This window comes from Kosakonia radicincitans DSM 16656 (assembly GCF_000280495.2).
Lineage (GTDB): Bacteria > Pseudomonadota > Gammaproteobacteria > Enterobacterales > Enterobacteriaceae > Kosakonia > Kosakonia radicincitans.
This window is the reverse complement of the sequence record NZ_CP018016.1, coordinates 3,284,588-3,308,981: the sequence shown is the minus strand read 5'-3', so window position 1 is coordinate 3,308,981 and position 24,394 is coordinate 3,284,588. Positions and strand designations below refer to the sequence as shown.

The following is a 24,394-nucleotide window of genomic DNA, read 5'->3' as shown; positions in this document are numbered from 1 at the left end:
CACGCTACATCATCGGGGAAAAACCATGCTGCAGTTTTTGATTGATACATTGATTCGCACCGCGGATTTGTCGCTGGTCGCGCTGGGATTAAGCCTGGTTTACGGGCTGGTACGGTTCGCCAATATCGCCCATATGCAATATGCCATGGTCGGTTCATTTATTACCGCCGCCGGGCTGCGCCTTGGCATGCCGCTGTCACTGGCAATCGTGTTTTCGGCAATAGTCTGCGGCATGTTGTCCATGATGTTGCATCACTGGGTGTACCAGCCGCTGCTGAAAAGCGGCACCGCTAACGCCATGATTGGCTCGCTGGCGGTATCGATGGTGCTGATTGCACTGGTTCTCGGGGTTGAGGGATCGGCCCCGGTGAATTATTCCCTGCCAGTGGGCGCGCTCTTGCAGGTTGGCGACACCCGCATCTCTTCCGACGAACTCTGGAGCCTTGGCGTCACGATTTCGCTGGTGGTGATGTTCAGCCTGCTGCTGTTTCGCACGCCGCAAGGCCGCGCTATCCGTGCGCTGGCCAGTAACCGGGATCTGGCGGCAGCCTCCGGGTTAAATGCCAGTGCCATTATCCACACCGTTAACCTGGTGGCCGGAATGCTGGCCGCCGTGGGAGGCAGCATGCTGGCAATGAATGCCAGCGCATGGGTTAACCAGGGCAATGATCTGATGTTGCCGGTACTCGCTGCCGCCATTCTCGGTGGGCTGGGAAATCCAATGGGCGCCATTTTTGGCGCGCTCCTTATCGCTGTAACCGAAACCCTCGTTACCAACATCGACTGGAGCTGGCTGTTCGGCGGCGACTTATTGTTTATCCCGGTGACCTGGGTGAACGCCTCATCGTTTGTGATTCTGCTGCTGGCGCTGTTGCTGCGTCCTTATGGTCTGTTTAACCGGGAGGTCCGCCGTGTCTGAGTTTTTACTGCATATCCTTTGCCTTGCCGGGATTTATGCCATCGTCGCGCTTGCCCTGAATTTACAGGCAGGTTACGCCGGTTTGCTGAATTTCGGTCATATCGTGTTTGTCGGAACCGGCGCTTATGCCATTGGTCTGGGAAGCAATTTTGGCTTGCCGCTGTGGCTGGTGATCCCGGCCGGGTTACTGTGTGCCATTGTTATCAGCGCGCTGATGACGCTGCTGGGCCGTCAGCTCACGGCGGATTACTGGGGCATTGCCACGCTGGCGCTGGCTGAAATCATCCGCATTGCGGTCGTCAATGAAGACCATCTGACAGGTGGCGCGCAGGGGATTGGCGGGCTGTCCGCGCCCTGGTCAACCGGCGATACCATCACCGATACACGTATCTTCGCGGTCATTATCCTGCTCAGCGTCATCATCGCCACGCTCGCCAGCCTGCGGATCGGCGCCAGCCGGTTTGGCCGGGCGCTGCGCCTGATGCGCGAGCAACCTCAATTAGCGATCTGTATGGGCTATGCGCTGCCGTGGCTGAAATGCCGGGCGTTAATGAGCAGCGCGGTGATGTGCTGTCTGGCTGGCATGTTACTGGCCTGGTACACCGATTATGTCAGCCCGGATTATTTGCTCTCTTCGGAAACCTTTCTTATCTGGAGCATGGTGATGATCGGCGGTATTGGCAATGTGCGCGGCGTGCTGCTGGGCGTGTTGCTGGTAGAAGGGCTGTATAACTTTATCCCCTTTGCAAAAGACTATTTCCACATCAGCTCAGACCTGACCGGCGCTCTGCGCCTGGGGTTGGTGGGGCTGGCTTTATTACTCTGTCTGCTCACCCGCCCAGGCGGCCTGTTACCGGAAAAATTAAGGACTTTATCATGAGCCGTTTGCTTGAAGTGGCTGATGTCAGCAAAGCCTTTGGCGGCAACCAGGTACTGACATCCGTATCATTTACGCTGGAGAAGGGCGAAATTCTTGGCCTGCTGGGGCCGAATGGTTCCGGTAAAAGCACGCTGCTTAACACCATTTCCGGGTTTACCCGGCCGGATGGCGGCAACATCACATTTGATGGCCGCTCCATTGCTTGCCAGCCCAGCCACCGGATCATCCAGGCGGGCATTGCGCGCACCTTCCAGCTACCGGTTATGCCGGAAAAGATGAGCGTTATGGAAGTCGTGATGACGGCGGGCACTCGCCAGCACGGGTTATTCAACGGTCTGCTGGGGCTGGCTTCCGGGCGTAAAGCCGAACAGGAAGATAGAGCCCGCGCCCGCGAATTACTGGATATCTTGTTATTAACCAAAGTGAAAGACCTGCCTGCTGCGGCACTTTCCGGCGGACAGAAAAAATTACTGGGCATTGCCTGTGCGTTGATGGGCAAACCGACGCTTCTGATGCTGGATGAGCCGATGGCCGGCGTGCACCCGAAATTACGCCAGGAGCTGGTGGAAACGCTGGTCAGCCTGAGCCGTCAGGGCATTTCACTTTTGGTCATCGAGCACGACATGCATTTTATCAACACTTTGTGCCAGCGCTGCATTGTGCTGGATCGCGGGCAGATTGTCGCCAGTTGCCGCCCGGACGAACTGGCGCAGAACCAGCAGGTGCTGGAAGCCTACCTCGGGCACAGCACCGCAACATTGCAGGAGGCCGTATGATTACCCTCGAAAACGTGGTCGCCGGTTATACCCCGGGGATTGATATTCTGCATGGTATTTCATTGCACGTTGAACAGGCGGAAATCGTGACGCTGCTGGGGCCAAATGGCTGCGGCAAATCTACCCTGCTGAAATCGATTGCCGGTTTTGTCTCCCCGCGCGAAGGGCGGGTTGAAATCGATGGCCGGGAAACGGCAAAAATTCCGGTGCACCGCAAAATCCGCGAATGCGCACTCGGGTTTGTCCCGCAACTGGACAACGTCTTCAACAATCTGACCGTGGCAGAAAACCTGCAAACCGGGGGGCAGTTTTTACCGCCCGGCCAGCGTAAGCAGCGGATGGCGCAACTGGCGGAACATTACCCGGTATTACATAAAAAGTGGCAATCGCCCGCGTCCGCGCTTTCCGGCGGTGAGCGACAAATCCTCGCGCTCGCCCGCGCACTGATGCCCGAACCGGCGGTACTGCTGCTTGATGAACCCTCGGCCGGGCTGTCACCGAAAATGCTGACGGAAGTGTTTAGCGCCATACAAACCATTCGCCGCCAGGAAAAAGTGACCATTTTGATGGTCGAGCAGAATGCCATGGAGGCACTGCACATTTCCGACCGGGCTTACGTACTGGCGCTGGGGAAAGTGGCGATGGAGGGCAGTGCGCGGGATCTGCTGGACGACCCCCGTATGCGCGAGCTCTATTTTGGCGGTCGTGCCGCCTGACAGGATCAATAAAAAGAGCAGAAGGAATACACCATGCCGATTACCCCGGTTATCGATCACGCGGTGATTAATGTTGATGAAGAGCTGGATCAGGCCCAATCCCTGTTCCAGCGGATGGGATTTCAGCTCAGTACGCGGGGGCACCATTCGATGGGCTCCAGCAACCATCTGGCCATCTTTGCCGATAACTATCTGGAACTTTTAGGTTATGAACCTGCCAGGCAGACAGACTCGCGAGGTTTATGGAACGTTGCGCCAGGCCTTGCCGGACTGGTCTGGAAAACTCGCGATGCACATGCGGTATGGCACCATCTACAGCAATGCCAACTCGATGGCGAACCACCGACCCGCTTCTTCCGCCCGGTGATACTGCCGGACGGCAGTCAGACTGAGGCCCGGTTCTGTATCTCGCGGGTCCGCGCCAGCGCCCTGGCATACGGCTTCAGCTTTTTCTGTGAACATCAGACGCCGCAAGCTGTCTGGCAGCCCGCCTGGCAAGTACATCCTAATGGCGTACAGGCGCTGTCCGCGTTCGTTATTGCCTCGCCGCAACCTGAAGAGACGCTGGCGCTGTATCGTCAGTTATTCAGTACAGAGGCCCGTGCGGAAGATAGCGGCGGCTATGTGCTTGATTCAGGAACGTGCTGCCTGCGTATTATCACGCATCAACAAGCCAGCCTGGAGTTTGCGCTGCCGCCTGTTGCTGCGCAGGCACCAGCGAAAATGGTGGCGCTCTGCTTTCAGGTGGCCTCACTGGAGCAGCTCAGGCGCTGCCTTAGCCAGGGCGATATTCAGTGGCGCGAGCAGGGCCGCCAGGTGCTGGTGATGCAGCAGCAGGCACAATGGCTGGCGATGCGTTTTGCGGAAAAAGCATAGAGGGGAGTGCTGAAAACGAAGGAGGAGCAGGACGTGAAGTGAATATTCGCTGGCCGCTTCTCCTGGTGTACTTCAGGCATTACCGATTTCAGCCCGGCTGCACGTTCTGGCAGCCGGCAGATTTCGGCGCAAATTCAGAGGGCGTCATCCACGATGGCACTGCCTTACTCCGCCACCAGCCACATATCCGCTTCTTCAAACATTTCCTCGAGCATCCGGTTCAGCTTTTCCCGGTCGTTTTTACTGGCATCGCTGTTCAGCCCGTTGGCCTGCATGGGTTTTACCCGGACATCGGCATCAGGAAACAGACGGTGAACACGCCGGGTAAGTTCCTCAAGGATAATTTCCCTGGCGCCGGAAAGCCCTTCAACATTGCGTTTGTCATAGACCAGTTCAACGAACATTAACCATTCCTGTGTGTGAATTAATAGCGCAGTATTTATACTGTATAAAACACCAGTAATCAACAATGAAAGTGAGAGGGGAAGGGCAGAAGGTATTTTGTGGGATAGCGATCGGTTATTCCGCGCTATTTCTGCGCGCAATGGGTGAAAAACAGTCGCGGCATTTGCTGTATATCACCGTGAGCCCTTTTCAGGACTCACGGTTTTATGGTCGATTCTGAGCGGGAATTTTGGGTGGAGATCAGGTGGGCTGTACGGTTTTTTTCTTTTTAAAGTTTTCGTCATTAATCACAAACTGGAATGCATCGAGAATCAGCCCCGATATTCTGAGAATATCTTCCATTTATCACCTGTAGCTTCAGAGAATGTAGCTTCTTCAAATTATTACTATTTTGGTGAATAAAGCCGCCGTGCAGCATCCCCTCTCGCCGATCGTGAAAGCGCAGCGTTTGCCAACCACATGATTAAAAAAAGAGAGTGCAATATCTGATTTTGCCCGTGCCGGGCCACTATTGGCACGATCGAATGGCATACACTGAACTGAGTAGCGAAAGCGAAGGCCCCTTTGTGCTTGTTCACCAGGAAGGCTTACGCCAGTACAGTCCGGAAATATGTCGAAATAGCCTGGAAGCGCAGTGACTGTAACTGGTTGATGATGCCGGTTCGTACATATCTTTCTTCACCGCAGGCGTAACGGTGTTGAACAGTGGGAAGCCGCATGTTTAATCATTTGAAAAAACGAATGCACCAGTACAGGAAACCGGCGGTGCCGCCATGGCAGGGGGAAGATATTCTGTTTGCTGCTCTTGAGCAGAATATGATGGCTGCCGTGTTGATTGATGAGCAAGACAGGGTGATGTTTTACAATCGCGCGGCAGAAAGACTGTGGGGCTACAGCCGTGACGATGTGCTCGGACAAAGTGTCTCCATTCTGATTCCGCATGACCTGAAGGCCGCGCATCCTGGCTTTATTCGCCATCATCGCGAGGGCGGAGATTCACGCGTTGAAGGGATGAGCCGGGAATTGCAACTGGAGCGAAAGGACGGCAAGAGGATCTGGACGCGCTTTTCCCTTTCCCGGGTCGTGAACGCAGGAAAAGTCTGTTACCTAGCGCTGGCGCGTGACGCCACTCTGGAGGTGGAACAGCGGGAACAGACGCGTTTGCTGCTGCTGGCTGTTGACCATATCAGCAAACCGGTGATCGTGCTGGATACAGGACGGCGTATTGTTCAGGCGAACCGGGCTTTTACGGAGGCGTTTGGCCTGAGCGTAAGCCAGGCGGCAGGGAAACGCCTGGATAACATACTCAACATTCCCGATGCTCCGCCGGATAACCGGCAGCGTCTGCAAAACCTGTTGCGCAAGAACGAGCGTGACCAGAATGAGTTTCAGGCGCTTGCCAGCACTGGCGAAAACGTCTGGTTCAGCGCCACCCTCAGCCCGGTTCTTGCCAAAAATGGTCAGTTGCAGAATCTGGTGATGACCTTTTCTGATATCACTGAAGATCGCAAGATCCGCGAACTTGAACGAGCGTTGCTTTCCGCGATGCGCAGCAACCTGCCGATCGCTGAAATGGGCGAAATCATCTGCCGTAATATCGTCGCCGTGCTGGGGCAGGCGCACGCTTCGCTGAAAACCCTGCAAAATAATGTTCCGCAACACTGGGCGTCCAGCGCCGAAAAACTCGACAGCCCGGGAGTCATGTCGCGCGCGGTGACGATTCGCCGTCGTGACGGCGTTGCCGCAGGCATCCTGGCGATCGACACCGTGGCAGGCAAGGAAAACAGAGCCTTTACTGAGCGTGTCGCCGATATTAGCCAGCACCTGGCCGCGCTGGTACTGGAGCAGGAAAACAGCCGCCAGCAGATTGAACATCTGATTAAATTCGATCCGCTAACCGGGCTGCCTAACCGCAGTCATCTGCAAGAGCATCTCGATCAACAGCTGGCGACAGCGGAGACGAAAGCGCCGGTGGTGTTGATGATGACGGTTGATCATTTCCAGGACGTCATTGATGCGCAGGGGTATAGCGCCGCTGAGCAGATCCTCTCAATCGTGGCTAACCGTCTGCACGATAGCCTCGGAGCGGGTCAGTATCTGAGCAAAATAGAGGGGCAACAGTTTGTGCTGGTGGATAGCGAAAATGACGTCAGCAGCATGACACGAGTTGTGGAAACGCTCGAAAACGCCGTTAGTGAACCCATTAGCTTCAATAACACGACGCTTTCATTGACGCTGAGTATCGGTATCAGCCATGAAGCAGGTAAAGATCGCGACTGGCTGCTGTCCACTGCGCACAGCGCCATGGATCATATTTACCGCAGCGGCGGTAACGGCTGGCAGTTCTTCAATGAGGAGCTTAACCGCGCTGCAACGGAGCGTCTGCTTCTGGGGGCGGCGCTGAAACGCGCCGTTGCGGAAAATCGCCTGCGGCTGGTATTTCAGCCGCAGATCAATATCGCCACGGGTCAATTATATGGTTTTGAGGCGCTGGCAAGATGGTGGGATCCTGAACACGGAGATGTGCCGCCTGCTCGGTTTATACCGCTGGCGGAAGAGGTGGGAGAAATCGAAAATATCGGCGTCTGGGTGTTGCGCGAGGCGTGCCGCCAACTGGCGCAGTGGCGCAAAACCTGGCCGGATTTTCCTGCGCTTTCTGTCAATTTGTCGGCCATTCACTTTCACAATATCCAGCTTCCCGTGCAGGTACTGCAAGCGATCAACGAGTTTGCCATCCCCGGTGAAATGCTGACGCTGGAAATTACCGAAAGTATGGTCATGGCGCCGGATGATGAGCTATCAACGCGTTTTCAGGCACTGCGCGATATGGGCGTCGGTCTGTCGGTTGATGATTTCGGGACGGGGTTTTCCGGGCTTTCCCGGCTGGTCACGCTGCCGGTGACCGAAATTAAAATTGATAAAAGCTTTGTCGATGGTTGCCTGACGGATAACCGGAGCCGTTCGCTGCTGGAGGCGATAACCAGCATCGGGCAGAGCTTTGGCATGACGGTGGTGGCAGAGGGCGTTGAAACCCACGAACAGTTACAGCTCCTGCGGCATATCGGGTGTCCGGTGGTCCAGGGCTACTATTTTTCCAGACCGATGCCTCCTGAAGAGGTTCCCGAGTGGTATTCAACGACCTTCCCCAGGCTTATCGCGCAAGAGGCGCAGCCCTGAAACGCCGTTTTTTGCTGAAATAACCGCAACGCTTTTGTTTCTGCGGCTCCCCTTGTAGCATATGTCGCGAATTTTATTGTGGTTGCAGCGTTAGCTCTAAGGAAGTGAGTGTGTTTGCGGAATTTGGCGTTATCAGTTACTGGACCTATTTTATCGGCGCAATTTTTATCATTCTGGTGCCCGGTCCGAACACCTTTTTTGTGCTGAAAACCAGTATCGCCGGAGGATTACGCAACGGGTATACCGCTGCGGCAGGCGTTTTTATTGGTGATGCTGTGCTGATGTTTCTCGCGTACGCTGGTGTCGCCACGCTGATTAAAACAACACCGGTATTGTTCAATATCGTGCGTTATCTCGGCGCGATTTATTTGCTCTGGCTTGGCGGGAAAATGCTCTACAGTACCTTTGTGCAGCGAACGCAGCCGCAAAGCGATGATGATGCGCATAAAGGCGATATTTTAAAACGCTCGCTGGTGTTGAGCCTGACCAACCCGAAAGCGATTCTGTTTTATGTTTCGTTCTTTGTGCAGTTTATCGATATCCATTATGCCCGTCCCGGCGTGTCCTTTTTTATTCTCGCCAGCACGCTGGAGATCATCAGCTTCTGCTATTTCAGCTTCCTGATCGTGACAGGCTCGTATGTGACACAGTGGGTGAAGACAAAAAAACGCTTAACCCGTCTGGGAAATTCGCTGATTGGTTTAATCTTTGTCGGCTTCGCCGCCCGTCTGGCAACGTTGCAATCCTGAAGAGATAACCTGAAGAGATAAAAAGAAAAGCCACGCCAGCAAGCGTGGCTTTTTAGCGTTTATTCTGCCGGCACAGGCATTTTCGCCATGACAAACTCCAGCACTTTTTCACCATCCATTGACGCGAAAGGATAGCTTTCGATAATCGCGACAGGCGCATTACCCACGGCGGCCTTAATTTCGTCCAGTTTGTACTGGATGTGCGGCGCGACCAGAAAACAGTCAAAGGCGGGAGCCACGCTGGCAAAATTATCCAGACCGATGGCACTAATCAGCATTGGATAGCCATGTTCGTTGGCTGCCTTTTGCATCCGTTTCGCCAGCGCGTTGGCGGTATTGCCGAAAAGACAACATATTAGTAACTTTTTCATGGTTCTGTCCTCCTGGAAGATACGCCTACACTATGCCTGCCAGTGGCGAGAAAATGAGCGCAGCCTCCAGGTTTATTACGAAATATCGTTACTGGAACACCGAAATCGCTTCTGCTAAACGAATGGCCTGCTGATTCATACGCCCGGAGGCTTCCGCGCCTTCCTGCACGCGCTCGGCATTCTGATGGGTGATCCTGTCCAGATCTTCCACGGCCACACTGACTTCGCCCAGCGCAGTCGCTTGTTCGGCGGTGGCGGCGCTGATTTGCGCAATGAGCGCGGTGACGTTCTGTACCTGGCTGACAATCTCTTTCATCGTCTTTCCTGCGTTATCGGCCAGTGCACTACCGGAATCAACGTTCGCCACACTGGTTTCGATCAGTGCTTTGATTTCACTGGCCGCGCTGGCGCTGCGGCTTGCCAGGCTTCTCACTTCGCCAGCCACCACCGCAAAGCCTTTACCTTGTTCCCCCGCGCGTGCAGCCTCTACCGCGGCGTTCAGCGCCAGGATATTGGTTTGAAAGGCAATACTGTCGATGATGCTGGTGATGCTGGCAATTTGCCGCGAGCTGTCCGCAATCGCCGACATCATCTCGATCATCTGATTCATGACCTGTCCGCCTTGCTGCGCCGCGCTCTGCGTACCTTGCGAAAGGGCGGTGACTTCCGCCGCCGTTTCGCGGTTACTCCTTACCGTTGCCGTCATTTCGTTCATGGTGGCGGCCGTTTGCTGCACATTTGACGCCGCCTGTTCAGTCTGACGGCTTAAGGAGTCATTTCCTGCCCGCAGCGCATCTGACGCTTTCAGCACGGTCACTGCCTGGCCGCTGACGTCGTTAACCAGCCAGCGAAACATCAGGCCAAGCTGGTTGATGGCGCGTAGCGTGACGCCCACTTCATCTACGCGGTTGAGCTGTTCCACCTGATGAATTTCACCACTGGCAACCTGCAACGCCTGGCGCCGCAGATGTTCAACCGGGCGAACGATTTGCTGCTCAAGCCAGATATCGATAGCCAGCAGCAGTAGCGCCATAAAACCCGAGAAGCTTGCCATTTGCCCTGGCGTTAATGCATGCAGCCAGGCGGCAGCAAGGCTGAATAACAGCGCGATAATTAGCGCTGAGCGTAATCGCCAGCGCAGGGGCAGGGTGACGAACAGCGAGCGCCACGCCATTAAACCGGTGCGAATAATCAACCCTTTATGAAAACGTCGGCCTTTGCTCTGGCCGTTGCGAAACTCTCGGTACAGTGTCTCCGCCGCCGCGACTTCTTCCGCTGCGGGCCGTGTACGTACTGACATATAACCTTTGATTCTGCCCTCACGTACCACCGGAATAGCGTTAGCGCGTACCCAGTAGTGATCGCCATTACGACGGCGGTTTTTTACCAGTGCCGTCCACGGTTCCCCCTGCTTCAGCGTGCCCCACATGTCCGCGAAAGCCTCTTTTGGCATATCGGGATGGCGAACCAGGTTATGCGGCTCACCTTTTAGTTCCTCAAGCGAAAAACCACTGACCTGAACAAACGCGTCGTTAGCATAATTAATATGGCTCTGTGGATCGGTCGTTGACATTAAAGTGGCATCATTGTCGAAAACGTATTCTTGCTGTGTGACGGGTTCATTGTTACGCATAGTGAGCCTTCTCAGGAAAAGGGATACGAGCCTGAAACATGTTGCATTTCTTATATCTATTTACGGCATGGAGTACTGCGTGCTTTATATTTTTCTGTTGCTTACGTACTGGCGAAATAGTGCATAAAATAATTTCATTTAAGCCATCATCTTTTTTCCCGGAGATAAAAGGAAATTTTACTTAAGGAGCTAAAAAGCGCACAACAGTAAGTTAAGTGTATATTTATATTCAAGCATAACCACACATAGTGTAGCTGTTTTTATTATTGTTGAAGCTGCAGGGATAATGTTTCCGCTGAGACTATAAATACGTGAATAAGAGTTGTGGTCGGGATCATAAACCTGTTGCTACGGTGCGCCAAATACGCGCCAGATCGTTTCCTGGCGGGCTGGATTCAGCTACGCTGAAACTCTCTTACTGCGAAAGGATTGTTCTTATGAAAGGTACTGTCGTTCACCACGAGCACCGCATTGGCTTTCTTGTGATTCGCGACGATAAAGGCGAGTTCGCCATCGCAGAGCTGCTGGGAAATTATGATGTTGAGATGGGAGATATCGTTTCTGGAAACCTGCACACTAACGGCAATGAGACGCTGTTTAACCAGACTCAGAATGAAGCGATGGAGGTCTCTGTGAAAGGCTATGGATTATCTGAACAGGATGCCATTAGCATGCTTTTGCGTACGCACTGAATTAATTCGCTGTTTCTTATGCGATATATCTTAGTTGCGGAGAATTAATTGCAGAGAAAAAAGTTCCTGTTTTCACTGGCTGGTTGAAGCAGGGGGGAATAGCAATAAAATGCGGCAGTTTCGACACCAAAACTGCCAGCGAATGTTTTTTTGAGATTGTTAAAGCGTATATCCGTCACGTGCGCACTTTATAACCTGTAACCCGATTGTGAGCCAACGCAAATTTTTCTGTGGAAAGATTAATGAATTTGATGATTACTGGTGCTGCGCTATCGTTTGATAGCCACATGCTGCTGCGGAATGTGACGCCGTAGCAGCCAGATTCATTAAACCATCTTATTGTTTGTCCGGAGTTTGAAGATTTGCACCATCTCCAGCAGGTTTTCCGCCTGCTGCTGCATGGCATGCGCCGCCGCCGATGATTCCTGCGACAGCGTTGCATTTTGCTGCGTCGCCGCATCCATACGAGTAATGGCGACATGCACCTGATCGATTCCCACGCTCTGATCGTTACTCGCCAGCGAAATGGTCTCTACCAGTTTGCTGACGTGCGCCACGCTCTGCATGATGTCGTCCATGGCGCTGCCTGCGCTTTTCACCAGTTGGTTACCTTCGTCAATACGCGTGACAGAACGTTGGATCAAGGCGCTAATTTCTTTCGCGGCCGTCGCGGAACGCTGAGCCAGTGCGCGAACTTCTGAGGCGACGACAGCGAAACCCCGGCCTTCTGTTCCGGCGCGGGCGGCTTCAACCGCCGCATTCAGCGCCAGAATATTGGTCTGGAAAGCAATGCTGTCGATCACGCCGATAATGCTGCTGATCTCGGTCGAAAGCTGATTAATTTCGCTCATGGTCTGCACCACACGCTCAACCACTTCACCTCCCTGGTTTGCAACCTGGGTCGCTTCGCGAGTGATATCGCTGGCGATGCGTGAATTTTCGGCGTTGTTTTTGACAACCGCGGTCAGCTCCTCCATCGAGGCTGCGGTTTGTTCCAGCGCGCTGGCCTGCGCTTCATTGCGCGAAGAGAGTTCGCGACTGCCGCTGGCAATCTGCTGCGATGCGCCCGCGATAGTTTCGGTACCGGAACGCACGCCGGTAACAATACGCGTCAGGTTGCCGTTCATTTCCAGTAACGCATGCATCAGTTCCGCCGTTTCATCCCGTCCGGCGGGGATAATCGTTGATTGCAGATCGCCGGAGGCAACGTTGCGGGCCACCGATACTGCTTGCGCCAGCGGCTGCGTGATACTGCGGATCAGCCACCAGGTGATCAGTAGCCCGACAACTAAAGTCAATGCCATTACCAGCAGTAACATCAGGCGCGTTTGGGAAAAGTGTTGATAATTACTGGCCTCAGTTTGTTCGCGGATAAGCGCCGCCTGTTTCAACGTCGAGGCCACCACTTCGTCGATCATGCGCGTAGGCTCGCGATCGATGCCGGTGACCAGATGATCGACCCGCTGGGCGCTGGTGGCATCCTGTATAGCGTACTGCTGCAAGGCGGAGAGATAATGCTGCTCCAGTTCCGCATGCAGGTTGATGGTATTGGTGACTTCTGTTGCGGGAAGGCCGATTTGCGGTAGCAATTCGCGCAGGGTTTTTAACAGCGCCTGCGTTTTCTGGCTCTGTTCTACAAACGCGTTTTTATATTTGTCGAAAGATTGCTGGCCCTGTGTACCGCGCAGCAGCGTATTTTTCCACTCCTGCACCTGAATTTTAAACTGCACCTGTGCGTTGCGGGCGGTGTCAATACTCTGGGCAACGACCTTTTCCGTGGTCATGATCCGTTGATTTTGTACTAATCCGCCAGCGTTAATCGCCAGGCCGCGAATACCAATAAACAGCGTTGCCAGCAGCAGAATGGTCGCAAGAAAACCGAGGCGCTGCCCGATGGTGAGGTGGTTGAGTTTCATGAATTTCTGCTTCCCGTTGTCAGTGGAGCGCGAACCGGCGCACGCCAGCAATATCGACCGGGTTTTACGGGGCTTTAATCGGCTGTCTGCAGGGAAATTGAGCGTATTTGGCTTAAGTTATTGAGGCGGAATATAATATCTTTTTTATGACATTTTCATGACAGTACGCGGCCTGCTGCTTAATACAACAGGCCGGATAAATAACGTGCGTGGTTATATACCGTACTGGTGGTGATTCTCGTCAGCGTTGATTTTCGCCAGCAAACGAAAGGGTTTACTGTCAGCCAGCCAGTCCGGGATCTCTTCGGGCGTCAGCGGGCGAGAAAAGAGATATCCCTGTGCGACATCGCAGCCATACTCTTCCAGCATGCGTGCGGTTTCGAGATCCTCAATCCCCTCGGCCAGCACCACGTACTGCAGTTCCTTGAGCATCATAATCACGTTACGGGCAATAATCCGGCTGCCGGTATCGGTGGTTACCTGGCTGACCAGCGAGCGGTCGAGCTTGATAACGTCGATCGGAATTCGGCGTAAGTAACTGATATTGCTGTAACCGGCGCCAAAGTCATCAAGCAGAATGGTAAAGCCCAGTAGTTTAAGCCTGTCCAGTTCCGCCAGCGCCGGGTCGCTTTCCAGCACTTTTTCTGTCTCCAGACATTCGATACGCAAATCGGAGGTGTAAAGCCCGGCAGCGAGCACGTTGCGTTCCAGCTCGTCGGCAAACCCCGGACGCGAGAAATCGCTTACCGTAACGTTGATCGACACCGGCAGCAAAACGCCCTGCTGTTTCCAGCTTTTTAGCTGCGCGATCACCGATTTAATCACCCACTGTGTAAGATCGCTCATCAGGGTGGTTTTTTCTGCTAGCTCCACTATGACGGCCGGGGAGATATTCCCCAGTTGCGGGTGTTTCCAGCGCAGTAACGCTTCGACGCCTTCGGTTTTACCTGAGCGCAGCGAAATCTTCGGCTGATAGACCATATACAACTGGTCCGGAGATTTAATGGCTTCACTGAGATCGTGCAGCAATTTGAAGTCTTTATTGCGTTTGTGGTCGAGGATCGGGTTGAACTGCAACGCCGGAATATCCTGGCGAATGGACTCATGCAGGGCGCTAATTCCCTGGCGCACCACTTCCTGCACATTGTCTTCCTGCGGGGAAAATTTAACGTAGCCGGTATGCAGGGTCAGGTTGATGTCGATATCGCCAGCCACTTTCGCCTGCGTACAGGGTAAACGTTCCGCCCGTTTTGCCAGCGTCAGCGCATAATCGATATCCACCAGCACGGCATAACGCGCGGTGGTAAAGGCATACAGCGTGACCTCTTCTTTCAGTCTCAGGCGTAAACGCAGCAGCGAGCCGAAGCTGCGTAGCAGTTTCTCCACTGCTTCCAGGCCGAGATAGCGAGAGAGCTCGTAAGCACGCGGCATATCGATGCAATCAAAAATCACCAGCCCGTAAGGGGAACTCACTTTTTCATTGGTCAGCCGCTCCATCTCTTTCATCAGAAACTGGCGGTTAGGCAGACCGGTCAGCGCATCCACCAACCCGACGGTATAAAAGGATTCAAGATAAGCGGCAGCGAGGGCGGCAACGCGCAAAAAGCTGGCAACCTGGCTGGACGTGGGCACGTAGGTTTCGGAATGACTCGCACACAGCGTACCCATGATCACGCCATCTTTATTTATCATTGGCGCTGAAGCATAAAAAACAATATCGCCGCTTTTTACCAGCGGCTGATGATTAAATCGACCATCAAGGCGGGTATCTGAACTAATTACCGTTTGGCCGCTGTGCAAAGAATATTGGCACATGGTCTGTTCAATACGTATTTTTACGTGCTCAATCGGTATGTTTTTAACATATTTGATATATTGAAAAACATCATCGAATGTAGAGATAAAGCAGCCTTCAACGCCCATAACTTCGCACGCCAGAAGAGCAAACTCGGCCAGTGCTGCATCGCGGGATTTATCCTCCTTGCTCAGCAGCTCCAGAGTGGCTAACCGTTTGCTTTCGCTTTTTTTCAGACCAGTGAACATAGCGAGCTCCTGCCCAAATAAATGAGACCGTAGGAATCTGTTCAGAGGACGCCATCATTCGTTTGGTTGAGTTCTGCGCTGAAATAACAATATGTCTGGAATTACCACCAGCCCAATTGCGTTCCGGCCACGGCGACAATTGCCACAATCAGCATAATGATGGTTGTCTTTCTCACGAAAACTCCTTCACCGGCGATATTCGCCAGAAATGAATTGTATAAGAGATAGAAGAAAATCAGATTTTTCTCAAGCTATCCATGGGGGTCAATAAGCTTAATCGAGACGGGGAAAGGGTTTTTTCTTTTTATTTTTTTCACCAGATACATTCCCTCATTCACAGGCACAGCCGCGCATGTTAATGCCGCAGATCCTGGCTGCGCGACATTACATCATGAAAGCCGGACATTTGATATATCGGGGGGCGGTAGCCACTAAAGCTGGCAGGGGAAAATAAAAAAAGCCCCGTTGATGAAGCGGGGCAAAAACTCATTGATTACGGAATGATGTTCTCTTGGTCATGGGTGAGAACGAGACTCACTATAATGACCAAAAGTGCAGTAAGAATGGAGAAATCATGGAGATACCTCCGGCTTGAGGCTATGCTGAAGAGCGATTTCGCCTGAGATGAAGGAAAAAAATGATGCGCTATGTTTTATGGATGCTGCCGTTTTTAGTCACCGCTTGCTCCACAACGAAACCCGATGCGCCGCTGCCGCCGCAGATCGGGAAAGCCAATCCGGCGGCGATGTACTGCCAGCAAAAGGGCGGTCAGCGGGTGCCGGTTCAGAGTCCGCAGGGTGTGCGTACCGAGTGTAAACTGCCGAACGGTGAGGTGATCGATGAATGGACGCTGTGGCGTCGCGATCATCCGCAATCCGGATCGTGACAGCAGCGGGCGGCCCAGGGTAAACTTCGCTTTCAGATTAATCTCATTTTTACTGTTGCGAGAGTACCAGAGAAGTATGTTTCAGCTACGAGCGGGCAGCCAGGCCTTAGTGATTGGCGCCCAGACCGCCAATGGTCGCTGCAATATTGGTAAAGCCGTTGAACTGTTCGGCCTGTGCCAGCCGGGAGAACGTTTTTTAAATCCGGTGAACGGTGTAATCACTGAGATGCCGCGCAACGCCGGCCGGGCGCTGTGGCTGGTCACCGGAAATGTCACCGCTTTCGATGGTCAGCAGGGCTTTGCTTTTATCCGGGCTGAGCATCTGATGCCGTTGCAACCCGACAGCGAACCGCAGGATCTGCGCGAGCGGGTGATCGACTAACTCAACGAGCGCAGCCATTCGGCCAGCACGATGGCATGATTCTGCGCCCTGTTTTTCGCCGCGTATAACAGCGTAACAGTCTCCTTTTTACCCCGTGCCGCAAGCTGTTCACCTGCCGTTTTTTGCGCATCCAGCTCTTTGCGGTAGGCTTCGCTGAAGCTGGCAAAATCGAGCACCTCCCCGTGAAAGGCTTTGCGCAGCTCCGTTGAGGGTGCCAGCGTTTTGTTCCATTCATCAAAACGCAGCTCGGCTTTTTTTATGCCGCGCGGCCAGAGCCGGTCGACCAGCACCCGGTAACCATCGTCGTCGCTGGCGGCGTCATAAACACGTTTACATTGGATCATGGCTCTCCCTCTCTTCAACCCAGGCAATCAGCGCCGGTAATTGTCGTGCGGAAAGGCAGGCGCTCACGAGGATGCGGATTTGCTGCACGGGTGACTCCTGATAATTTGTTCTTGCGCAACAGATTATTTCATTTTTCCGCGTGATACATGATCTCAATTTTAAGGTGTTGTGATTCCAGTAAAAGACAGCTAATGTGATGTTCCTTATGTTATTCGTTATTTGCCCCGGCATAAGGACACATTCATGCATCATATCCCTCCGAAGAAAACACTGCGTATCGCACTGGTCGGCGATTACAGCCATGACATTGTTGCTCATCAGGCGATTCCGCTGGCGATTGATGATGCCGCTGCCGTACTGGAAATTACCGCTGATTACGACTGGTTACCGACCAGCGAAATTAACAGCGCCGAAGATCTGGTCGGCTACGATGCCATCTGGGTGGTGCCGGGAAGCCCTTATAAAAATGCCCGTGGCGCGTTTATTGCCATTCAGTATGCGCGAGAAAATGCCGTGCCGTTCCTCGGTACCTGCGGCGGTTTCCAGCATGCGGTGATCGAATATGCCCGTAATGTGCTGGGCTGGAGCGACGCTGCACATGCTGAAACGGAAAACGAAGGACGCATGGTGATCTCCCCGCTGACCTGCGCGCTGGTGGATCAAACCGGTACCATCGAACTGCGACCGAATACGCTGATTGCCCGCGCGTATGGTCGTGAAATGGTGGAAGAGGCATACCGTTGCAGCTTTGGCGTTTCGGCAGAGTTTGCCCGCGAACTGGAGAGCGGCGATCTGCGCGTGACCGGTTGGGATGAAGAGGGTGAAATCCGCGCGGTGGAACTGGTGACGCATCCGTTCTTTGTCGCCACGCTGTTTCAGCATGAACGCGCCGCGCTGGCTGGACGACCTTCACCGCTGGTACAGGCGATGCTGCGCGCTGCCTGCGAATAAGCCATGCAGCTCTTACGCGCCATCCGGTATCCGGCCGGATGGCGCGCGGTTTAGCGGGAAATAATTTCCCGTTCGCGGCCGGCAAACGCGCCGCACACCGCCATTACCACCGCCAGCACGGTACATGCCAGTAACGGAAGGTGCCAGTCGCCGCTGGCGTCGTGAATTTTTCCCATCAACGGCGGGCCACAGGCTGCCAGCAGGTAACCGACCGACTGCGCCATCCCGGAGAGGGCGGCCGCCTGATGTGCGGAACTGGCGCGCAGGCCGATAAAAGTGAGGCCGAGGATCATCGTCGCGCCGGAGCCAAAACCAAAAATAACCGTCCACAGCACGGCATGTGCTGGCAGCAACCATAATCCCAGCGAACCCACCGCGCACAGAAGCGCCACCAGCGCCGCGATGCCGCGTTGATCTTTCAGCCGGTGCAGGAAAACCGGCACCAGTAAGCCTGGCGCGGCAGTCGCCAGTTGCAAAATACCGTGCAGGGAACCGGCCTGCGCTTCACTAAAACCCTGAGTCAGCAGAATCGACGGCAGCCAGCCAATAATAATGTAATAAATCAGCGAGTTGATACCGAGGAACAGCGTGACTTGCCAGGCCAGCGCCGAGCGCCAGATCCCCCGGCTGTGCAGCGCTCCGGAAGCGCTGATCTGCGCCGGTGCACCGCGACGCAGATGAGGCAACCACAGCAGCAGCGCGAGCAGCGGAAACACCATCAGCATCAGCAATGCGCCGTGCCAGCCCGCGCCGCTCTGCGCCAGCGGAACCACCAGTGCGGAGCCAAGCGCCGCAGACGCGCCCATCGTCAGGGAGTAGGCGCCAGTCAGTTTCGCTACATGTCCGGCGAAGTCACGCTTCAGCATACCTGGCAACAGCACGTTGCCGAGTGCGATACCGCAACCAATCACCGCTGTGCCAGCAAACAGCAGCGTGGAGGACGGCAGGGAACGGATGGCGATGCCAAGACAAATCAGCACCATAGCGGCAAACAGACTGCGCTCCATGCCGAAACGGCGGGCGACACCGGCAGCCAGCGGAGAGATCAGCGCAAATGCCAGCAGCGGCAGCGTGGTAAGCATGCCGGTTTGTGCGGTACTTAAACCATATTCTGCACGAATGGCATCGAGCAACGGCGCCGCGCCGGTAAACGTGACGCGTAACGTGGTCGCAATCATCAGGATACCGGCAATCAGCAGCACCCCTTGTTGCCCACGGGAAGAAAGGCGAGTGGTCATTGTATTCTCTTGATAAACAACAGAGCGTTACGATAGCGGTTTTTTCTTTGGTTTTAATCAAGCTAAAATGACAGTTTATCGCTAAATTCGGACAACTTAATGCACGGACTCGGACTGGGCGGCTACGATCCCGACAGCCAGCAGGAAGCGGCGGTGGCTTTTCGTATCACCGTTGCGGCAGAAGAGCAGCGCATTCCTGCGCATTGTCACCGCAAGGGGCAACTGATTCTGGCGCTGAAAGGGGCCATCACCTGCGAAGTTGAACATGCACGCTGGATGGTGCCGCCGCACCATGCCATGTGGCTGCCCGGTAGGGTGTCGCACAGTAATCACGCGACTCCCAACGCGCAGCTCTGCTTTTTATTTATCGAACCCTGGTCGGTGGTGATGCCGGAACATTGCTGCACGTTGAAGATCTCGCCGCTGGTGCGCGAGCTGATTATGACGCTTGCCGCACGAACGCCGACGCAGCGACGCCAGCCTGCTACGCAGCGGCTGGTGCAGGTGCTGTTTGATGAGTTGCCGGATCAACCGCAGATGCAGTTGCAGCTTCCTGTTTCCGCGCATCTGAAGATCCGCCAGATGGTCGATCATATGGAGGCCAGCCCGGCTGAGCGGCAAACGCTGGCGCAGTGGGCACAGATTTTCGCCATGAGCGAGCGTAACCTGGCGCGGCTGGTGGTTCGGGAGACGGGCCTCAGTTTTCGTCGCTGGCGGCATCAGATGCAGTTGATCCTCGCCCTGCAACTGCTGATTAGCGGCCAGTCCGTACAGCAAGCCGCCCAGACGCTGGGGTACGACTCGACCACGGCATTCATTACCATGTTCAAAAAGGGGTTGGGTCAGACGCCGGGGCGTTATCTGGCCACACTCGGCGCAGAGTAATATTTTCTGCTCTCTATTCCCTTGTGTTTATAAGGTCTTAAAAGGTTTGTTCTGTGGAGTGATGGTGGATAAGGGATTTATATGGTGAATCTGTTTTTAATAATATTTTCAGATAATCAATGCACTTTTTGATATTTGTCTGATGAATGGGGTTATGTGACTTTAGCGCTGAAATCACCACAATAACAGGGCATAAGGATAAGCATGGCAACTACATTACACACAAAAATCACCGCGCTCAGCGCGCTGACACTCCTTTCCGCACTCTCATTTGCTGCGCATGCCGACAAACTGGCGGATATCAAAGCCGCTGGTGTCGTCAAAGTGGCGACCTTCGACGCCAACCCGCCGTTTGGCGCAATTGATCCGAAATCGCACGATATCGTCGGTTATGACGTCGATTTTGCTAAAGCGCTGGCGAAAAGCCTTGGGGTGAAACTGGAGCTGGTCGCGACCAACCCGGCGAACCGCATTCCGCTGTTACAATCCGGCAAGGTGGATCTGATTGTTGCAGATATCACCATCACCCCGGAACGCGCGCAGGTGATTGACTTCTCCACGCCGTATTTTGTTACCGGCCAGCAGTTCCTCGTCCCGGCAACGGCTGCCGATAAACTGGATTCCTACAGCAAAGCGCGTATCGGCGCAGTGAAAGGCACTACCGGAGAGCAGGCGCTGCACCAGCGCTTCCCGCAATCCCGCGTGCTGGCCTATGACGATATCCCACTGGCGCTGACCGCGCTGCGTAATGGCAACGTACAGGCGATTACACAAGACAGCACCATTCTGGCCGGGTTACTGGCGGAAGCGCCGGATAAAGCGAAATTTAAAATCCTGCCGGATCTGCTGTCGAAAGAGGAGATTGGCGTTGGGGTGGGTAAAGGTGAAACCGCGCTGCTGAAAGCGGTGAATGATGAACTGGTGAACCTTGAGAAGAGCGGCGACGCGGCAAAAATCTACGATACCTGGTTTGGCCCGCAAACCAAAACTCCGGCTCCACGCAGCTTTAAAATAGAAGCGAAGTAATATGCTGTCAGGTCTGTTTTCCGCCTCTGTGGCTCCCGCCACGGAGGCGTTTCCCGTGCAAAAAGGAACGGTGACATTTCGCGGCGTCACAAAACGCTATGGCGATAATGTTGTGCTGAATGGCATTGATTTACAGGTCGCCGCTGGTGAAGTGCTGGCCGTGTGCGGCCCCTCTGGCTCCGGCAAATCGACCCTGATCCGCCTGATCAACCAGCTTGAAACCCTGAGCAGCGGCGAGATTGAGGTTGATGGCCAACCGACCAGCACGCTCTCCGGGCGCGCGCTGCGCGGACTGCGTCGCCATGTCGGTTTCGTCTTTCAGCAATTCAATCTCTATGCGCACCTCAACGCGCTGGACAATATCACGCTGGCGCTGCGGCACATTCACGGTAAAAGTGCCGGTGACGCGCAGGCTATCGCGCTGGCGCTCCTGGCGCGGGTGGGGTTGCAGGATAAAGCGCATCACTTTCCCTCGCAGCTCTCCGGCGGGCAGCAGCAGCGGGTGGCGATCGCCCGCACGCTGGCTGCCGATCCGCATATCATTCTGTTCGACGAGCCCACCTCGGCGCTGGATCCAGAGATGATTGGCGAGGTGTTGCAGGTGATGAAATCGCTGGCGCACAGTGGCATCACGCTGATTGTTGTTACCCACGAGATGCAGTTTGCCCGTGAAATTGCCGATCGGGTGATCTTTATCGACGGCGGCGAGATCCTGGAACAGGCGGCACCGGCACAGTTCTTCTCCGCGCCGCAACACCCCCGAGCGCAGCGTTTCCTGCAAAAAGTGCTCAACCCGCTGCACGCGGATAACAAGGAGTTGTGATGGCGCTGCATCTCGACTGGGCGGGCGTGCTGACCGGGCAGCCCGCGCAATGGATCGTCTCCGGTTTTCTCACCACCATTTGGGTCACTATCGCCGGTATGTTGCTGGCGACGGCGCTGACGGTACTGCTGCTGGCGTTGCGGTTGACCGGTGGCAAAGTGAGGCGTGGAGCGGTGGCGGTGTGGGTTTCGCTGTTTCGCAACACGCCTTTGCTGGTGCAGTTACTGTTCTGGTATTTCGCCGCCTGGAACCTGCTGCCGCTGAGTTTTCGCCAGTACGTCAATGACGACCATGCATTCAGCATTCTGCCGGGTAATGTCTGGTGGTTTACCCCGGAATTTCTCTCCTCCGCCTGGGCCTTAGGGCTGTTTACCGCCGCATTTCTGGTGGAAGAGATTCAGGCCGGGCTACACGCGGTACCGCGCGGGCAAATTGAAGCGGCCGAGTCGCAAGGGTTCAGCCCGCTGGCGCTGTTTCGCTGGGTGCTGTTGCCGCAGGGGTTGCACAATGCCTGGCAACCGGTGGTGGGGCAATATCTCAACCTGATGAAACTCTCCTCGCTGGCCACCGGGATTGGCCTTGGCGAACTGACCTACCAGACCCGACAGATCGAAAGTTACAACGCGCATGCGCTGGAAGCGTTTGCCATTGGCAGCGCGCTCTATCTGCTGCTGGGGCTGGTGATGAGCGTGCTGTTCAATGGGGCGCAAAGCTGGCGAATTCTACGCCGCGCGGCGGGAGGGCAGCATGATCGCTAACGTTACGGTTATCACCGATAACCTCGATTATCTGTTGTGGGGGCGAGCAGCCCAGGGAGAACCGGGCGGGGTATTGCTCTCATTGCTGATGACCTTTGGCGCGGCGGCGCTGGCCTTTCCCGGCGGCGTGCTGCTGGCCTGTTGCGCCTGGCGCTTTCGCGGCTTGCCGCGCAGGGTACTGTTTCTGTGGGCAGAGATTATCCGCGGCATTCCGCTGATCTTCGTGATTTTCTGGCTGTGGTTTTTACTGCCGTGGCTGACAGGAACGGATCTGCCTGGCGCGGTGACCGTAACGCTGGCGCTGGCGTGGTTTACCTCGGCATCGGTAATGTATTCGACGCTGGCGGCGCTGGGCGCGTTGCCAGACGGCCAGTACGAAGCGGCGCTGAGCAGTGGTTTTAGCAGCGCGCAAACCCTGCGGCTGGTACTGCTGCCACAAGCGTTACGCAATGCGCTGCCCTCATACGTGGGGTTGCTGGTCGCGCTGCTGAAGGACACCTCGCTGGCATTTATCGTCAACGTGCCGGAGCTGACCACCGTAGCCGGGCAGGTGAATAACCGGGTGCAGGTCTATCCTGCGGCGTTGTTTATCTTTACCGGTCTGGTCTACTACCTGCTGTGCAGCGCGCTGGAGTTTGCCGTCAAACGCCACCAGCGTCGTTATTCACTGCCGACCAATTAGCAGCGACACCAGCCCGGCAGCAATCAGTGGCCCGACCGGAACGCCCCGGAACAGGGCCACACCCAGCACGGTGCCAACCAGCAGCCCTGCCACCAGCGACGGCTGCGTACTCATTAATGTCACGCCGCGCCCGCCGAGCCACGAGACAAAAATACCCACCGCAATGGCCACCAGCGACTTCCAGTTGACGAAGGAGTGCAACAGGGTGGACGGCGGCAGCGAGCCGCTGGCAATCGGCGCCATCACGCCAATCGTCAGAATAATAATCCCCACCGTCAGCCCCTGTTTTTCTATCCACGGAAAGAAGGTGTTCAGCGGCGTGATGCGGACAATAATCAGCACCAGAATGGAAACGGCGACAGTGGTGTTGTGGCTGACAAATCCCAGCGCGGCGAGCGCGAGCAAAATAAACAGCGTGCTATCAAACATGCAGAGGTTCCTTGCCAAAAAAAGAAGCCTGTTCACTCTACGCATAAATGGATGATGAGGCAGGCTTTTTTCTTTCGTACGGCTAATTTCGGGCAGTTGCCAGAACATTTTTTACGCAAGTTCTGGCAATCTGTCATGAATCAGTCATGTTCGGCGCTTATCAATAGCGCATCGCCCGGTGAAATTTCAGGCAATTGCGAGCCGCCATCATGCCATCAGATATCTATATTCTTACCACACTGTTTACGACGCTGGCCGTTGGGCTGGTGATCTGCGTGTTAATACTGGAACGCTCGGAGTGGTAACCGGCCCATTACGCGGACAGACGGCGGAAATCGACAATTTCCGGCTGCGCAATGCGCAGGTAATCTTGTGTATCCATAATCACTGATTTTTCCAGCAGACCGGCGTTGAAGGCGATATCGTCAAAGCGCTGAAACAGCACCGGGTCGGCCACCAGATGCAGATCCGGATGAAAGCTAAACGGCGGAATCGCGCCGAAGACGCAGGCGGTGAGCTGCTCCACCTCCAGCGGACTGGCCAGCGAGGCTTTCAGACCACCAAAATGGTGCGCCAGACGGCTGAGATCGGCTTGCAGGTCGGCGGCCAGGATCGCCAGCACATGCTTTTTCACACCGTTACCTTTAATTTTGCACACCAGCGCTTTAGCGCCCTGACCCAGGGCGGTGCCGCGAATTTCACTGACCGCTTCGCATTTACCGACGGCGTCGTGCTCGACTACCTGAAAACGTGCTTGCTGCTGTTCCAGCAGGGTCAACAGATGTTGATGGACGTCGCGGCTGGCAATCTCAGACATGATCTCTCCCAATAACAAA

Annotated in this window: 25 protein-coding genes; 16 read left to right on the top strand and 9 right to left on the bottom strand. The window is 54.8% G+C overall.

All coding sequences use genetic code 11. From position 1 onward, the window contains the following. Window positions 1-25: 25 nt before the first annotated feature. From Y71_RS15900 to Y71_RS15880, 5 genes are read left to right on the top strand one after another with little or no spacing between them, the layout of a single operon-like run. Window positions 26-919, top strand: a complete 894-nt coding sequence (locus Y71_RS15900; RefSeq protein ID WP_007374555.1) for a branched-chain amino acid ABC transporter permease — start codon at window positions 26-28, stop codon at window positions 917-919. After that, on the top strand, window positions 912-1,799 hold the full coding sequence (locus Y71_RS15895) for a branched-chain amino acid ABC transporter permease (RefSeq protein WP_007374556.1): 888 nt from the start codon (window positions 912-914) through the stop codon (window positions 1,797-1,799). Before Y71_RS15900 ends, Y71_RS15895 begins: the two co-directional genes overlap by 8 nt. Next, the gene (locus Y71_RS15890; RefSeq protein WP_007374557.1) at window positions 1,796-2,575 is read left to right on the top strand and encodes an ABC transporter ATP-binding protein; all 780 of its coding nucleotides are present in this window, start codon (window positions 1,796-1,798) and stop codon (window positions 2,573-2,575) included. The genes Y71_RS15895 and Y71_RS15890 overlap by 4 nt, the downstream gene beginning before the upstream one ends. Continuing rightward, window positions 2,572-3,291: an ABC transporter ATP-binding protein gene (locus tag Y71_RS15885; protein ID WP_007374558.1), complete on the top strand. Its 720-nt coding sequence runs from the start codon at window positions 2,572-2,574 to the stop codon at window positions 3,289-3,291. Before Y71_RS15890 ends, Y71_RS15885 begins: the two co-directional genes overlap by 4 nt. 33 nt (window positions 3,292-3,324) lie before the next feature. Then, window positions 3,325-4,167 carry a VOC family protein gene (locus Y71_RS15880; RefSeq protein ID WP_007374559.1) on the top strand — a complete coding sequence of 281 codons (843 nt, stop codon included), beginning with the start codon at window positions 3,325-3,327 and terminating at the stop codon, window positions 4,165-4,167. Between the two features lie 164 nt (window positions 4,168-4,331). On the opposite strand, the gene Y71_RS15875 is transcribed toward Y71_RS15880, so the two are convergent. Continuing rightward, window positions 4,332-4,571, bottom strand: a complete 240-nt coding sequence (locus tag Y71_RS15875; RefSeq protein ID WP_007374560.1) for a DinI family protein — start codon at window positions 4,569-4,571, stop codon at window positions 4,332-4,334. A 742-nt stretch (window positions 4,572-5,313) separates the two neighbouring features. Between Y71_RS15875 and dosP the strand changes: the two genes are divergently transcribed. Together dosP and leuE are read left to right on the top strand one after the other, a co-directional pair. Beyond that, the gene (gene dosP, locus Y71_RS15870) at window positions 5,314-7,749 is read left to right on the top strand and encodes an oxygen-sensing cyclic-di-GMP phosphodiesterase DosP (protein ID WP_050998979.1); all 2,436 of its coding nucleotides are present in this window, start codon (window positions 5,314-5,316) and stop codon (window positions 7,747-7,749) included. 110 nt (window positions 7,750-7,859) lie between these two features. Continuing rightward, window positions 7,860-8,498 (top strand): leucine efflux protein LeuE, encoded by a 639-nt coding sequence (gene leuE, locus Y71_RS15865; protein ID WP_007374563.1) that lies wholly within the window; start codon window positions 7,860-7,862, stop codon window positions 8,496-8,498. A gap of 59 nt (window positions 8,499-8,557) precedes the next feature. Here leuE and Y71_RS15860 read toward each other — a convergent pair whose 3' ends face one another. Both Y71_RS15860 and Y71_RS15855 read right to left on the bottom strand, forming a co-directional pair. Continuing rightward, window positions 8,558-8,869 (bottom strand): PTS sugar transporter subunit IIB, encoded by a 312-nt coding sequence (locus Y71_RS15860; RefSeq protein WP_007374564.1) that lies wholly within the window; start codon window positions 8,867-8,869, stop codon window positions 8,558-8,560. 88 nt (window positions 8,870-8,957) lie between these two features. Next, complete coding sequence (locus Y71_RS15855) at window positions 8,958-10,502, bottom strand: methyl-accepting chemotaxis protein (protein ID WP_007374565.1); 1,545 nt, start codon at window positions 10,500-10,502, stop codon at window positions 8,958-8,960. Window positions 10,503-10,939: 437 nt separating this feature from the next. On the opposite strand from Y71_RS15855, the gene Y71_RS15850 reads away from it, so the two are divergent. Beyond that, the gene (locus Y71_RS15850; protein ID WP_007374566.1) at window positions 10,940-11,194 is read left to right on the top strand and encodes a hypothetical protein; all 255 of its coding nucleotides are present in this window, start codon (window positions 10,940-10,942) and stop codon (window positions 11,192-11,194) included. 326 nt (window positions 11,195-11,520) lie between these two features. Here the strand turns inward: Y71_RS15850 and Y71_RS15845 are convergent, their stop codons facing one another. Both Y71_RS15845 and Y71_RS15840 read right to left on the bottom strand, forming a co-directional pair. After that, window positions 11,521-13,110, bottom strand: coding sequence for a methyl-accepting chemotaxis protein (locus Y71_RS15845; protein ID WP_007374568.1), 1,590 nt, complete (start codon window positions 13,108-13,110; stop codon window positions 11,521-11,523). 213 nt (window positions 13,111-13,323) lie between these two features. Beyond that, window positions 13,324-15,153, bottom strand: a complete 1,830-nt coding sequence (locus Y71_RS15840; protein ID WP_007374570.1) for a sensor domain-containing diguanylate cyclase — start codon at window positions 15,151-15,153, stop codon at window positions 13,324-13,326. A 640-nt stretch (window positions 15,154-15,793) separates the two neighbouring features. Between Y71_RS15840 and Y71_RS15835 the strand changes: the two genes are divergently transcribed. Together Y71_RS15835 and Y71_RS15830 are read left to right on the top strand one after the other, a co-directional pair. After that, the gene (locus Y71_RS15835) at window positions 15,794-16,039 is read left to right on the top strand and encodes a putative hemolysin (RefSeq protein WP_035943351.1); all 246 of its coding nucleotides are present in this window, start codon (window positions 15,794-15,796) and stop codon (window positions 16,037-16,039) included. A gap of 76 nt (window positions 16,040-16,115) precedes the next feature. Further along, window positions 16,116-16,421, top strand: coding sequence for a hypothetical protein (locus Y71_RS15830; protein WP_007374573.1), 306 nt, complete (start codon window positions 16,116-16,118; stop codon window positions 16,419-16,421). Here the strand turns inward: Y71_RS15830 and Y71_RS15825 are convergent. Beyond that, a complete protein-coding gene (locus tag Y71_RS15825) occupies window positions 16,418-16,765 on the bottom strand; it encodes a DUF488 domain-containing protein (RefSeq protein ID WP_007374574.1) in 348 nt (115 codons plus the stop codon). The genes Y71_RS15830 and Y71_RS15825 overlap by 4 nt on opposite strands. 244 nt (window positions 16,766-17,009) lie before the next feature. Here Y71_RS15825 and Y71_RS15820 point away from each other — a divergent pair, with 244 nt between their 5' ends. Then, complete coding sequence (locus Y71_RS15820) at window positions 17,010-17,717, top strand: CTP synthase C-terminal region-related (seleno)protein (protein WP_007374575.1); 708 nt, start codon at window positions 17,010-17,012, stop codon at window positions 17,715-17,717. A gap of 50 nt (window positions 17,718-17,767) precedes the next feature. Here Y71_RS15820 and Y71_RS15815 read toward each other — a convergent pair whose 3' ends face one another. Then, complete coding sequence (locus Y71_RS15815) at window positions 17,768-18,955, bottom strand: CynX/NimT family MFS transporter (protein ID WP_007374576.1); 1,188 nt, start codon at window positions 18,953-18,955, stop codon at window positions 17,768-17,770. 99 nt (window positions 18,956-19,054) lie between these two features. Here Y71_RS15815 and Y71_RS15810 point away from each other — a divergent pair, with 99 nt between their 5' ends. The 5 genes from Y71_RS15810 to Y71_RS15790 all read left to right on the top strand — a co-directional run bounded on the left by Y71_RS15810 (window position 19,055) and on the right by Y71_RS15790 (window position 23,129). Beyond that, window positions 19,055-19,840: an AraC family transcriptional regulator gene (locus Y71_RS15810; protein ID WP_007374577.1), complete on the top strand. Its 786-nt coding sequence runs from the start codon at window positions 19,055-19,057 to the stop codon at window positions 19,838-19,840. 204 nt (window positions 19,841-20,044) lie between these two features. Then, the gene (locus tag Y71_RS15805) at window positions 20,045-20,866 is read left to right on the top strand and encodes an ABC transporter substrate-binding protein (protein WP_007374579.1); all 822 of its coding nucleotides are present in this window, start codon (window positions 20,045-20,047) and stop codon (window positions 20,864-20,866) included. Window position 20,867: 1 nt separating this feature from the next. Then, window positions 20,868-21,689 (top strand): amino acid ABC transporter ATP-binding protein, encoded by an 822-nt coding sequence (locus Y71_RS15800; RefSeq protein WP_007374580.1) that lies wholly within the window; start codon window positions 20,868-20,870, stop codon window positions 21,687-21,689. Beyond that, window positions 21,689-22,447: an amino acid ABC transporter permease gene (locus tag Y71_RS15795; RefSeq protein ID WP_007374581.1), complete on the top strand. Its 759-nt coding sequence runs from the start codon at window positions 21,689-21,691 to the stop codon at window positions 22,445-22,447. The genes Y71_RS15800 and Y71_RS15795 overlap by 1 nt, the downstream gene beginning before the upstream one ends. Beyond that, window positions 22,437-23,129, top strand: coding sequence for an amino acid ABC transporter permease (locus Y71_RS15790; RefSeq protein ID WP_007374582.1), 693 nt, complete (start codon window positions 22,437-22,439; stop codon window positions 23,127-23,129). The genes Y71_RS15795 and Y71_RS15790 overlap by 11 nt, the downstream gene beginning before the upstream one ends. On the opposite strand, the gene Y71_RS15785 is transcribed toward Y71_RS15790, so the two are convergent. Next, on the bottom strand, window positions 23,112-23,558 hold the full coding sequence (locus Y71_RS15785; protein WP_007374583.1) for a DUF441 domain-containing protein: 447 nt from the start codon (window positions 23,556-23,558) through the stop codon (window positions 23,112-23,114). The two genes, Y71_RS15790 and Y71_RS15785, sit on opposite strands and share 18 nt — an antisense overlap. Before the next feature lie 313 nt (window positions 23,559-23,871). Continuing rightward, window positions 23,872-24,375, bottom strand: a complete 504-nt coding sequence (locus tag Y71_RS15780) for a YbaK/prolyl-tRNA synthetase associated domain-containing protein (protein WP_007374584.1) — start codon at window positions 24,373-24,375, stop codon at window positions 23,872-23,874. Between the last annotated feature and the right edge of the window lie 19 nt (window positions 24,376-24,394).